Source organism: Afipia massiliensis, assembly GCF_001006325.2.
Lineage (GTDB): Bacteria > Pseudomonadota > Alphaproteobacteria > Rhizobiales > Xanthobacteraceae > Afipia > Afipia massiliensis_A.
Genome location: NZ_LBIA02000001.1, coordinates 2883804 through 2896941 on the forward strand (window position 1 = coordinate 2883804; position 13138 = coordinate 2896941).

The 13138-nt window shown below is 54.7% G+C and carries 11 protein-coding genes; 10 read left to right on the forward strand and 1 reads right to left on the reverse strand.

The window, feature by feature from the left end:
- Positions 1–40 precede the first annotated feature (40 nt).
- The 9 genes from YH63_RS13750 (at position 41) to YH63_RS13790 (ending at position 10614) form a co-directional block, all read left to right on the forward strand.
- Positions 41–1255, forward strand: coding sequence for a DegT/DnrJ/EryC1/StrS family aminotransferase (locus YH63_RS13750; protein WP_046827114.1), 1215 nt, complete (start codon positions 41–43; stop codon positions 1253–1255).
- Positions 1256–1303: 48 nt separating this feature from the next.
- Positions 1304–2029 (forward strand): FkbM family methyltransferase, encoded by a 726-nt coding sequence (locus YH63_RS13755; RefSeq protein WP_083992559.1) that lies wholly within the window; start codon positions 1304–1306, stop codon positions 2027–2029.
- Positions 2030–2037: 8 nt separating this feature from the next.
- Positions 2038–3216 carry a glycosyltransferase family 4 protein gene (locus YH63_RS13760; RefSeq protein ID WP_137325201.1) on the forward strand — a complete coding sequence of 393 codons (1179 nt, stop codon included), beginning with the start codon at positions 2038–2040 and terminating at the stop codon, positions 3214–3216.
- Positions 3213–4376: a hypothetical protein gene (locus tag YH63_RS13765; protein ID WP_046827112.1), complete on the forward strand. Its 1164-nt coding sequence runs from the start codon at positions 3213–3215 to the stop codon at positions 4374–4376. Before YH63_RS13760 ends, YH63_RS13765 begins: the two co-directional genes overlap by 4 nt.
- A gap of 74 nt (positions 4377–4450) precedes the next feature.
- On the forward strand, positions 4451–5179 hold the full coding sequence (locus tag YH63_RS13770; RefSeq protein WP_137325202.1) for an FkbM family methyltransferase: 729 nt from the start codon (positions 4451–4453) through the stop codon (positions 5177–5179).
- Positions 5180–5205: 26 nt separating this feature from the next.
- Positions 5206–6321, forward strand: a complete 1116-nt coding sequence (locus tag YH63_RS13775) for a glycosyltransferase (RefSeq protein WP_046827110.1) — start codon at positions 5206–5208, stop codon at positions 6319–6321.
- Positions 6318–7148, forward strand: coding sequence for a class I SAM-dependent methyltransferase (locus YH63_RS13780; protein WP_046827109.1), 831 nt, complete (start codon positions 6318–6320; stop codon positions 7146–7148). Before YH63_RS13775 ends, YH63_RS13780 begins: the two co-directional genes overlap by 4 nt.
- Positions 7149–7152: 4 nt before the next feature.
- Positions 7153–9120: an asparagine synthase (glutamine-hydrolyzing) gene (asnB, locus tag YH63_RS13785; protein ID WP_046827108.1), complete on the forward strand. Its 1968-nt coding sequence runs from the start codon at positions 7153–7155 to the stop codon at positions 9118–9120.
- 60 nt (positions 9121–9180) lie between these two features.
- Positions 9181–10614: a glycosyltransferase gene (locus YH63_RS13790; RefSeq protein WP_046827107.1), complete on the forward strand. Its 1434-nt coding sequence runs from the start codon at positions 9181–9183 to the stop codon at positions 10612–10614.
- Between the two features lie 78 nt (positions 10615–10692).
- On the opposite strand, the gene YH63_RS13795 is transcribed toward YH63_RS13790, so the two are convergent.
- On the reverse strand, positions 10693–11649 hold the full coding sequence (locus tag YH63_RS13795; RefSeq protein WP_046827106.1) for a lysylphosphatidylglycerol synthase transmembrane domain-containing protein: 957 nt from the start codon (positions 11647–11649) through the stop codon (positions 10693–10695).
- A 191-nt stretch (positions 11650–11840) separates the two neighbouring features.
- Here YH63_RS13795 and YH63_RS13800 point away from each other — a divergent pair, with 191 nt between their 5' ends.
- Positions 11841–13124 (forward strand): nucleotide sugar dehydrogenase, encoded by a 1284-nt coding sequence (locus YH63_RS13800; RefSeq protein ID WP_046827105.1) that lies wholly within the window; start codon positions 11841–11843, stop codon positions 13122–13124.
- Positions 13125–13138 lie beyond the last annotated feature (14 nt).

The window sequence follows — 13138 nt, forward strand, 5'->3', positions numbered from 1 at the left end:
CTACCACTTGTATCATGTTCTGTTCAAAGGAAACTGAAGTATGAACGGGCACATTCCGTTCGCAAAGCCTTGCATTGGCGAGGAGGAAATCGCAGCTGTAGTGGAGACGATGCGAAGCGGTTGGCTCACCACTGGGCCGAAGACGCGTGAATTCGAAGAGGCGTTTGCGGCGGCGGTCGGCTCGCGACATGCGCTTGCCGTGAACTCGGCGACCGCCGGGCTTCATCTCGCAATCGAGGCTGCGGGTGTTCAGGCGGGTGATGCAGTCTTCACTCCGGTCTGGACATTTACCGCTTCGGCGGAAGTTGCCCGCTATCTGGGTGCTCATCCTGTTTTTGTAGATATCGACGCCGCCACTCTGAACATTGATCCGTCTCGGTTGCAGGAAGCAATTGTCAGATTGGAGCAGGCGAGAAAATGGCGGCCTAAGGCGGTCATGCCGGTTCATTTTGCCGGCCAAGCTTGCCGAATGGATGCCATTGTTGAACTTGCCCTAGATAAAGATCTGAAAGTGATTGAGGACGCGGCGCACGCTTTCCCAACAACGGTTTCGTCGCGTTCAATGCTTAACCCCTCGTCGGTTCGTCGGAGCATTGGCACCGTTGGAGACGCGACGGTTTTCTCGTTCTATGCGACCAAGACGCTCGCGACGGGTGAGGGTGGGATGGTCACGACCGAGGATGATGCGCTCGCGGAACGTGTGCGTGTCATGAGACTTCACGGCATCAGCCGGGATGTTTGGAATCGCTACACGTCGGATAAGCCATCCTGGTACTATGAAATCATAGCGCCGGGATTTAAGTATAATTTCACAGACATAGCCGCGTCTATTGGACTGGAGCAACTCCGTAAGTCTCAGATTTTTCAGAAGCGGCGCGAAGAAATCGCTGCCATCTATACCGCAGGGTTGGCAGGTCAGTCTGCATTCGAGTGTCCCATCACTGCGGACGGCAATGACGTTCATGCCTGGCATCTTTATGTTTTGCGGCTGAATCTCGATCAGTTCAGCATCGATCGCGATCGATTCATTGACGAAATGGCATCTCGCGGCGTGAGTTGCTCCGTTCATTTCATCCCGCTTCATATGCAACCATATTGGCGCGATACTTACGGGCTTGAGATGGCTCAATTTCCAGTCGCGTCACGAGAGTTCGCGCGTGTTGTCTCTTTGCCAATATATCCCGGAATGACGAATGCAATGGTAGAGCGGATTGTTGCCACACTGGTCGATGTGGCGACGAAATATAGGCGGTGAATTGTTTCTGGGGGTAATTCTTGTTGTTGTATGAAGTAAGGTGATGCGATGAAACGCATGTTTGTGCGCAGAGCGCAGCAAGTGTTGGCGCGGGCAGGATTTGAACTCCGCAGAGTTCGGCATGGATACAGCATGCTGCCTAAAATTCCCGACGGTCCGCCGAAGGCAATCCTCGATATTGGAGCGAACTCCGGGCAATTCGCGCGCAAGGTGCGATCAGTTCTTCCTGACTGTGTCATTCACTCGTTTGAGCCGTTGCCGGGCCCCTTCGCAGAACTGAAATCCTGGGCAGATCAATCTCAGAATGTTCATTGCCACAATATTGCTTTAGGCGATCAGGCAGGACGGGCTCTCATTCACACGGGAAGCTATACGCCAGCTTCGTCTCTGATGTCCGCCGCCACGAGACTCAAGCTTTCAATGCCACACGTCGTTCCTGATCGAGAGCAACAGATCGAAGTGATGACGCTCGACTGTTGGTTTGAACTACAGAGTATTCCGAGACCATTCGTGGTGAAGATGGACGTTCAAGGCTATGAGATGAAAGTTATCGCTGGCGGGCAAAAGGCAATTAGCGAGGCTGCCGCAGTATTCACCGAACTTTCATTCATCGAACTTTACGAGGGACAACCGTTAGCCACGGATATTCTGATTGCCCTTCGAGAATGTGGTTTCGAAATGGCCGATATTTATGACGTCAGCCGCGATCCAGGGTCTAACTTCGGCTTCCAATTCGATGCTTTGTTTTTCCCTCGCCGGTTTGTCAAGGGTTGAAGCCGGCTGTGGTCAACTCCCCCATTATCCAACCGATTATGCTGCAGCAGCATCCCGCATATCGAACGCAGATCGAACTGCTTCGAACAGAATTCCCGGGACGTATCGCTGCTACAAAACCCCCAGACAAATGGGAGCATGAACGGTGGCGGTCGAATGGTTTCGCGCAAAAATTACGACACTATGCCAGCCGCTTAGACGTTCTCAATTTGGATAAAAATGAGATCGCATACGTTTCGGGTTCACTCAGGCCGACGATGTATCGATTGCTTGGGCGTGCGTGGTCGGCGTATTTGGATATCGATGACCCGCTTTCATTGTATAAGAACGGCGGGCGAAACAGTCTCAAGGGTGGCGAACTGCGAGATACTGCGCAAAGCTTGCTCCGCTATCTGGACACCACGCATATAAGTTTTTGGAGCGACATCCAGCTTGGCAACTTTCTTGCCAATTTCCACGCTGACGAAACGGCCGAATTTCTCGCCACCAATCGCCTATCGGTTCTGCCTCCGGCCATCGTTCCTCAGGTAGATGCGAGCAACATTGGTGCAGATCAGCGATTGCGATGCCTTAGTATTGCGAGCGGTAAATTCTGGCACAAGGGCGTTCCGGATACCATTGCTGCCGTCGATCGGCTGGCTGCTAGCGGCGTGCCGATTAGTCTGACAATTGTAGGTGCTGACATTCCCAGCGATTGGCGATCCTTTATTGAATCGCGGGTTTGCTTAAAATTACACACGAAGTTATCGCGTGAAGGTCTCAATGACCTGATGCGAAACCACGACGTCTTGGTATTCCCGTCTCATCATGACACTTACGGGTGGGTGTTGCTCGAAGCAAAGAGTTTCGGCTTGCCTGCAGTTGCGACTGATTTCTACAGCAGGCCGGAAATTGTCCGCAATGAGATTGACGGGTTGCTCGTGCGTGATCCTTTCGTCAATCCCTTTTTACCGATTGGGCCAGCGCCATACGCAGCGGCCCATTTGAGTGTTTCGCAGGGGAATGTTCGGGTGGGCCGGTTTCTTGCGGCATACATCGATGATCTTGCGAATGCGCTTGGCAGACTGGCCTCGGACAGAGAACTTCTGAAGCGCCTGGGCGCCGCCGCTTTAGCGAGTGTGCAGCAGACATCTAAGTTCGGTGCGGCGACGCGCATTGCGCGACTTTCACCATACTTAACGGCATGAACCTGCCGACGCGCGAGTCGTTGTATCTGTTGCTGTTTATCGGCAATCAGGCGCTTGCTGTTTTTACGACGATTCTTTTCATTCGCTTCGGAAAGGACGCTTTCACGCTTACCTGGTGTCTCGGGGTTCTATTGACCTTGGGTTGGGGTAATGCGGGATATGGTCTGCTAGATCCCTCGTTTGCTGCACGTATTTGGAGCGCGCGGGTTGCTGAAGGCCTCAGGATTGCCGTCCGCTTGCTAATGCTTAGCGTGATGGGTTTCGCGCTGATCTGCATTGTTCCCTGGTCAAGGGAGAGGATCATTGAACTCGCCGGTCTTTCGGTTGAATGGACGGTGCTTTTCGTTCTTATCGGTTTCGTACGTGCATTCGCGCAGGTCTTGAACACATACACTCTTCGGCAGGGTCATCATGCCGGGGCCTTGATGTGGCAGATTGTGGGGAGGCTTGCCGAGATTGGTGTGGTTCTTCTGGCTTGTTACTTGAGGCAACCCTCTCTGCTCATTGCCGCGTGGCTGGCCTATCCCATCAGTCAGCTTATGATTTTTTTCCGGGAGCGGAAAGTATATGAGACGTTGCCAGTCGTGACGCAGAGCTCACGCGACTCTGGCCGCGCTGCCTGGATTGTATCGGTGGTTGGTCGCATTTTTGAAATTGTCTTGCCTACGATCTGGCTTCGTGTCGCAGGCGATGCGGTTTTTGTAGCATATCGATCGATTGCCGCTGCACTTTCTAACAGCGTGCTTTTGCCGCGTTACTGGTATGTGATTGTTTCGCCCGACAAAAAGTCGCAAAGCAACATTCTTCTGCCGGTAGTGGTCGTGATCGCTTCGCTGCTAATCGCGGCAATGTTCCAGATTGTGACCGATGCTGTATCTCATGATCTTTTGCTGCTTTCGCTCGGACCACTGGTTCTCAACAGCGCTTTCATGCCTTTCGTTTCCCGTTGGCGTCAGCAGTGCCTTTTGCGCGGGCACGTCCTTCCACCTGCTTTTGCGGCTATCGCGGGTTGTCTCGGGGAAATCGCCCTTCTTCTATTGCTGAGGTACATCTTCTCGGTGCCGACCGGTTTGCTGATTCTAGCCCACGCAGGGCTTTCGCTCAGTGTCCCGGTTTTGCATCTTGCCATGAAGCGACGCGAGAAATCGGCTTTTGCCTGAGGTCGGACCGGCATACGGCTTCAACTTTCCACGACCCACATCTTGTCTGCCTTAACTTCGCTCAGGGGAACGACGTGATTCATAATCTGATAAAACGCATCCGAATTCGGTTGATGAAAAAATACAACGTGCCCGCGTCGTATGTGCAGGGCGTGCCACTTTACGCGCAAGGGCGTGAAGACGTGTATTTGCTGCGCCTTTTCGGGCGCAATTATAAAGGTTTCTATGTCGATGTAGGCGCCAACAACGGAGTACTGGTTAGTAATACTTATTCACTTTATCGCCTTGGCTGGCGGGGCGTTTGCCTTGAACCAAATCCAGATGCGTATGCTGAGCTAAAGAGAGTTCGCGGAGAAGACATTTGTCTCAATGTCGGAGCAGGGTCGGAACCTGGGTCGTTGCAGCTGACATGGAAAACGGGATTGACGGAGGGGTCGACATTGCAGGCCGTTGCCCCGGACGGCCGCCGTTCAGCCGCTGTAGAAGTTAAACCTCTGACGGACATTCTGCGCGCAAGCAATGCGCCAACCAAGTTCGATGTTCTCTCGATTGACGTCGAGGGGGTCGAAATTGAAGTAATGAAAGGGCTCGATTGGAATACCTATCGACCACATCTCATTATTCTTGAATACAACAGCGGCGGAAAACTGAATACCGAAGCGGTTGAATTTGCGATGGCGATTGGTTACCGGCCGATTGTCATCAATCGCTGGAATGTCATTCTATCCAACGACTGGGAGAATGACATTCTGCGCACCCATATTGGGCAGGACTGGTTTCAGTTTGATCGCTCGATCCTGTGACATTCACTTCAGGCTGGAGGATTTGAGTGCGGATACTTCACGTCATCACGACAGTAAATCGCGGTGGTGCCGAGAACCATTTGGTTGATTTGTGCCGAGGCCAGGTGTCGGCCGGGCACCAGGTAGCGGTGGCTTACTTGAAGGGCGATCACTACTGGCGCGCAGAGCTTGAACGAATGGGCGTTCGTGTCGAGTTTCTTGGTCTTAAGAGATATGGAGAATTGGCGCCGATTTCTCGGCTGCGCCGGATGATGTGTGCGTTTAATCCGGATGTCGTTCATGCGCATATGCCGCCAGCGGAACTTTACACCCGGCTAGCCTTGGCAGTTTCTCCTGCAAGACGACCAGCCTTCGTCATCAGCAAGCACAACGATGAGCCGTTCTTCCGCGGGCCCGGGCACAAAATTTTGGGAGCCTGGGTTGCGAAGCGGGCGGACGCAATTATCGCGATTTCGGATGCTGTCAATCGCTACACCCGTGAGGGACTCGGTACTTCAAGGGCAATAATAAGGACAGTCCATTACGGCATTAATCCCGAGCCTTTTCAGGCGATCAGCGCAGACGATGCCGTGGCGGTTCGCGAGGCCTGGCATATTCCACGAGATGCATGGGTGATGGGCACGGTGGCGAGATTGGTCCCTCAAAAGGCACTGCACGTCCTGATTGAGGGCTATGCGCATTATCGTACCCAGGCTACCCGACCATCGCGTCTGGTTTTAGTGGGGCGTGGGCCACTTGAGCATGAGTTGAAAGCCCGGGCTCAGGAATTGGGTGTCGCTAACGAGATAGTGTGGGCAGGATTTCGGGAAGACATTCCTGCCGTCATGAGAGCCTTTGACCTGTTTGCGCTAACGTCCTCCTATGAAGGCTTTGGTCTCGTTTTGCTTGAAGCTATGTCTGCAGCGAAGCCTGTACTTGCGACGAAGGTAAGCGCAATTCCGGAAATAGTGAAAGACAACGAAACTGGTCTTCTATGTCAACCGGGTGACGCGCATTCAGTCGCATCCGCGCTCGTAAAGTTTGAATCCGCCAGGATGCGCGCAATAATGGGAGATGCAGGGCTGCAACGCACTCAAACATCATTCACGCTCGCTCGCATGAATTCCGAAATTGAGAGTTTGTATCGAATGAGTATCGCATGAGCAGCTCACCCCCTCGGCTCTATTGGCTCGGTAATGCCGCGAAGATGACGATTATCGACGAGATTCTTAGGCGGTTTCCAGGCCCCCAGCCGGTTGTCATATTTGACTACGGTTGCGGGGCAGGCGGCGACTGGCCGGATATTCTCTCAGCCCACCCACATTTTCGTCTCATCGGTTACGAACCGCATGGTCCGAGCGCTGCGGAGGCCCGTCGCCGTTTACAGGGGGCACGGGCGGAAGTTTGGATGGACGATGCAGTTGCAATACTGTCGTTTTCAGCCGACGTCATTGTCAGTTTTAGTGTTTTTGAGCACGTCATTGATCGGAATGGTTTTCTCCGGCACGCCCGGCGTCTCATGGCGCCGGATGGCATTTTCTTTTTGAACTACGACGACGGCCATTTCCGCTATCGGGTGGATCTCGGATATCCTGCCGGTTGGCTGGAGCGCATTCGCAGCGCGTTACGGACTATCGTTTCCGGCCCGCTGGCCGCTTTGGGATTCCCGTCCCGCTACCAGCGCCGCGTCTTGGCACGGGATGTTGATCGACTGATTCTACAGAACGGATTCAAGATTGAGCGGATCGATTATTCAAACATCGATGATTTCAAGAATCTTGCGAAAACGATACCCGAGGAGAAGCGCCAGGACTTCTCGCGCTTGTGGATCGAAACTGAGCACAAGCTTAACGAGTATTTCAGGGTAAGGCTGCCCTCTGAACGTTTCGGTGACGATACTAATTTGTGGCAAGCTATGAGTTCGCGAACGCTGGTGCTTCGATCTGCCCAGTTGGCTCCATCTGCTACACCTGAAACGTTGGGCGCTTAAGTCGATGTGTGGTATCGCGGGTTTATTCCGGCCGTGCGGAAGCAATTCTCGCGACCTCGCGAACTGCATCGGTCTCATGACAGCGACGCTATTCAAGCGTGGGCCGGACGCGGACGGAATATGGACCGATAATGACAGGGGCATTGCGCTCGGTCATCGTCGCCTCTCCATTCTGGATCTGTCTGACGCAGGTGCACAACCTATGCGCAGTGAGTGTGGACGTTTTACGCTGACTTTCAATGGCGAAATCTACAATCATCTTGCCATCCGATCAGAGCTTGAGCTGGCCAATGCAGCTCCGATCTGGCGAGGGCACTCCGATACAGAAACGCTGCTTTACGCCGTTCGCTATTGGGGTGTGCAAGAAACTCTGCAACGGCTCAACGGCATGTTTGCGTTTGCAGTCTGGGATTCTCGCGAGAGCGTACTAACGCTATGCCGTGACAGGTTTGGTGAGAAGCCGCTGTTTTATGGCTGGATTGGAGATGATCTGGCGTTTGCATCGGAGTTGAAGGCGTTTTATGCGCACCCGAAATGGCGAGGATCGATCAATCGCGATGCGCTGACGGCTTTTATGCGCTATTCGTACGTGCCAGCGCCGTGGTCAATTTGGGAGGGTGTCAGAAAGCTTACGCCAGGTTCTTTCGTTGTGTTTTCGGTAACGACAAAGACGGGTGATTTGCCAAAGCCAGAAAAGTATTGGTCGATGCGCCAGGAAGTAATCTCTGGGCAGAGTAGTCGCTTACTCGACCCAATCATGGCTACTGACGAGCTGGAGCGGTTGTTGTCCCAAGCTGTGGCGCGTCAATCGTTATCCGATGTGCCGCTGGGTGCATTTTTATCGGGTGGCATCGATTCATCCACCATCGTTGCATTGATGCAAAACCAATCGACACGGCGCATCAAGACATTCTCGATAGGATTTGCTGACGCGGCCTTCAACGAAGCAGATCATGCCCGCGGAGTTGCGCGCCATCTTGCAACTGATCATACCGAGATGATTGTTTCGCCGTCTGATGCTCGAAATGTGATTCCCGATCTCGCGCAAATTTATGATGAGCCGTTTGCAGACTCATCTCAGATCCCGACCCATCTGGTTGCAATGCTGGCGCGGCGCGGCGTGACGGTTGCTCTTTCGGGCGATGGTGGCGATGAGCTTTTTGGTGGCTACAATCGCCATGTTTGGGGTGCGCGATTGCATCGGCGTTTTGATGCGATGCCTTTGCCGGGCAGAAGATTGCTTGCGGAGTTCTTGCGGCTGATTGCTCCAGAGCCTGCGAATACGTTGGGACATCTTGCAGGAAAGTTCGTGCCACAACGTTTTAGGGTTCTGCGCGCAGGTGATCAGATCGAGAAAATCAGCCGTATTCTTGGCGCCCGCAATTTCGACGAGATGTATCGGCTATTGAGCTCAATCGATAACGAGCCAGAGCAGACCGTTTTGCAAGGCGAGGAGTCGTCAAGTTGGTTTGCCGAGCAGATGGCTAGCATTGATAGTCCGATTGATTCGCTTGATCGGATGACCCTGTCGGACTCACTCAGCTATTTGCCCGACGACATTCTGCAGAAAGTTGACCGTGCTGCGATGTCAGTCAGTCTTGAGACGCGAGTTCCATTCCTCGATAAGGATGTTGCGGAATTTAGTTGCAGAGTTTCTCCTGATATGAAGGTTAGAAGCGGGCAGGGTAAGTGGTTGGTGCGACAGGTTCTTGATCGTCATGTCCCACGGCACCTCATTGACCGTCCCAAGACAGGATTTGGTATCCCCCGCGACGACTGGATTCGCGGGCCCCTGAAGGATTGGGCCTCAGATCTTCTGGCGCCTGAACGGCTTGGCCGTCAAGGTTGGTTCAGCACAAAGCGCATCGACCACATATGGGCGGAGCATCAAAGCGGTACACGCAATCACGGCTCATTTCTGTGGAATGTGCTGATGGCTCAGGCTTGGCATGATAAATGGTGCACCGGCTAATCGACCACCTCGCCCAATCACCTCGCCCAATTTTCATTCCTCTTACATCAGTTTGCCCAAATGCTGAACCTTTCGAGCCGTAAGGCCTCTATTCTAGCCCATTCAGAACAATATGCATCCACCCGGGAAGCGTGGCGTCGTAAGGCGGCCTTCTTTCATCAAGAGGATCAAGTTTATCTGAAGTTCCTTATTCCGGCTGGGGCGCGGGTGCTTGAGATCGGTTGTGGCACCGGAGATACGCTTGCAGCGCTATCCCCATCACAGGGTGTTGGCGTCGACTTCAGTTCGGGCATGATCGATCAAGCGCGCAAGTTGCACCCGCACCTCACATTCTTCGTCGGAGACGTCGAGGACGTGGAGACGGTTGGCGTTCTAGGCGGCCCCTTCGATTACATACTCGTCCATGACACAATTGGCTCGCTCGATGATTGCCAGCGATTTCTCGAGCAATTGCATCCGTTATGTACCCGGGAGACACGGGTCGTTGTGGGCTACTTCTCCCATTTATGGCAACCCATCCTAAAGCTCGCGGAGATGCTCGGGCTGCGCAGTCCGTATCCATCGCAGAACGTGCTGGCGCCTGATGATATCGCGGCGCTGGCTGAACTGGCGGACTTTGATCCGGTCAAGAGCGAGCGACGGTTGCTGTTGCCTATCTCACTTTTCGGCCTAGGCAGGTTGATCAACCGCTTCATCAGTGTCTTGCCGCTTATTCGACAGTTGGCGCTTCGTCATTACGTCGTCTGCCGATCCCTGCGCGTCAGCGAAGATGAACTCAAGTCGGCTACTGTCGTTATTCCTGCACGCAATGAACGAGGTAATATCGAGCCCGCCGTTCAGCGTCTTCCGCAGTTTTGCGATGACATCGAGATCATCTTCATCGAGGGTCACAGCAAGGACGGCACCTTCGAGGAAATGGAGCGCGTCAAGGCGGCTTATCCCGATAAGGACATCAAGCTGATGAGACAGCCCGGCAAGGGCAAGGCCGATGCGGTCTTTACGGCGTACGATGTCGCGCGAGGCGATGTTCTGATGATTCTTGACGCCGATCTTACGATGCCGCCCGAACAGTTGCCGAAATTCTGGGAGGCGATCAAATTCGGAAAGGGCGAGTTCATCAATGGGTCGCGCCTCGTCTATCCTCTCGAAGATGACGCCATGCGTTTTCTTAACCTGATTGCGAACAAGAGCTTCTCATATTTGTTCTCCTGGCTACTGAACCAGCGTTACACCGATACGCTGTGCGGCACTAAGGTGATGCGGCGGTCGGACTATTATCGACTTCGTGACGGTAAAGCCTATTTCGGCGACTTCGATCCGTTCGGAGATTTTGATCTTATCTTCGGGGCATCCAAGCTCAATCTGAAGACGATTGATCTTCCGATCCGATATGCAGCGCGAACGTATGGCGAGACGCAAATATCGCGGTTTCGGCACGGTGTGATGTTATTGAAGATGGTGGTCTTTGCGTTCTTTAAGATCAAGGCGATTTGATCTGCGTTGGCGCTTGTATTGGAAGCGATGACGATATTTTGGCGCGTTCGGTCCAAAATTCGAACGCTCCGCCATCGATTAGTCGGCGTTCTCGCCGTCGGCTGGTGAATAAGATTTCTCTGCGCTCAGAACCCAGACGAGGCCGCCGATGGCGCCTACCACGAACGACGAAGCGCCGAACAGAAGCGAGACCACGGTGCCGTCGGTCTGTGCAAGGCCGGCATAACCGAATGCGACCATCATTGTTGCTTCACGCACGCCCCATCCTGCGATGGAGATCGGCAGCATTGTGATCAGCATGATCGGCGGTATCAGCATGAACAATTGTTCGAACGCTGCCGGAGCCGCGATGGAGCGCACGGCGCACCAGGCGATCACCACAGCCATCACATGAATGAGCAGGGACAGGACCGCGACCTTCGGTCCGCTGCTGCGGTTGAAGATCACCTGGTTGGCGATGACCGAGCAGGCATGGATGTGCCGCAGCGGCCAGAATGTTTTCAGCCACGGCCACGGCAGCATGCCCAGGACGAGAAAGCCGAGGCCGGCTGAAATTGCGCCGATATCGACCAGCAGCAAGGCGAGGCGCCCCCGCGCGTTGGCGATCAGGTCGTAGCTCCAGGGCAGGCTCACGACGACGATGAGCGCGAGCGCGATCAGGCCGATGGTGCGGTCGACGAGCACGGAATATGTGGCTGAGCGCCAGCCCGCACCTGTCTGCCGCACCAGCCAGAGCCGCATCGCATCGCCGCCGATGGTCGACGGCAGGGTCTGATTGAAGAATGCGCCGATCATGTTGTAACGGAGTGCCTGCCCGGTTTCGAGCGGGGCGCTGCATCGTGCGCTGATCTCCCGCCAGCGGAGCGCACCGAGGAAAATCTGGAAGACCGTCGCCAGCACGGCGAGCAGAAACCATCCGACGCTGATCTGACTCAGGCGGGACTGGATCGCCGCGAAGTTGATGCCGCGGAATGCAAAATAGAGCAGCGCCGCCGACACCAGTATTCGAGCGGCAAGAAGGAGAAATCCGCGCATTCCGGACCGCGATGGTTAACGTTGCTGAATCTGAGAAGGGACTGAATATCAGTGCCCATTTTCAAGGTCTTGGTATGGGTTTAGGGCTGTTCTGGCAATAGGTAAGCTCCGCCTATTGCGGCAGCCACCGCACGGCGGCTAAAGAGGGCGGCCGGCGTAGGCCAGATCCGCCGGCGTTGGGGACGGAATTTGTGACACACGGGCGTAAAATCGCGGTCATCGGGCTTGGTTATGTCGGACTGCCGGTCGCCGCTGCATTTGCGCGCGCCGGGGTTCCGGTCACAGGTTTCGACATCGATCAGAGGCGCATCGCCGAACTGCGCGCGTTTCATGACCGCACACATGAAGTTGAAGCCACCGATCTGCGTCATACGTCGCTATCGTTCACACACGAGGCGAAGGAACTGGCGTTGTCGGATTTCTTTATCGTCACCGTTCCGACGCCGATCGATGAAGCGCGGCAACCTGACCTCGGCGCCATGTTCGCTGCTTCACGCACCGTCGGAACAGCGCTCAAGAAGGGTGATATCGTCGTCTATGAATCGACGGTTTATCCCGGGGCCGTGGAAGACGACTGCGTGCCGCTTCTGGAGCAGGCGTCCGGGTTGAAGGCCGGATCGGATTTCAAGGTCGGCTATTCCCCCGAGCGCATCAATCCTGGTGACAAGCAGCATCGGTTTGAGACGATCACCAAGGTTGTCTCGGCGCAGGATGCCCCGACGCTGGACATCGTGGCCGACGTCTATGGATCGGTCGTGACCGCTGGCATTCACCGCGCGCCGTCCATCAAGGTGGCTGAAGCAGCGAAGGTGATCGAGAACACGCAACGCGATTTGAACATCGCGTTCATGAACGAACTGTCGCTGATTTTCCAGGCGTTGAATATTGACACCGGCGACGTGCTTGCCGCGGCGCGGACCAAATGGAATTTCATGCCGTTCCAGCCGGGGCTTGTCGGCGGGCACTGCATCGGGGTCGATCCATACTATCTGACATATCGTGCCGAGCGGGCCGGCTATCATCCGGAAGTCATTCTTGCCGGACGCCGTATCAACGATGGCATGGGACAGCGCGTTGCGCGTGAATGTATCCGGGGGCTGTTGCGCCGGAAGAGCAATGGCGGCGTCGTCACCATTCTTGGCCTGACGTTCAAGGAAGATGTTCCGGATACGCGCAACTCACGCGTGATCGATATTATCCGCGAACTGGAATCCTTCGGCCTTAAGGTGCAGGTCAGCGATCCGATGGCGGACCTTGAAGACGCTATGCACGAGTATGGCGTGAAGCTGGTCGATGTCGATGCGCTGCAGCCCGCCGATGCGATCATCATGGCTGTTGCCCACAAGACGTACATCGATGCGGGCTGGCCGCTGATCCAGAAACTGCTGATCGGCGGGCGCGGTCTTGTTCTGGACGTAAAGATGAGGCTCGATCGCGACAGCTTGCCTGACGGCATTGAGTTGTGGCGTCTTTGATCGCCGGATGGTGA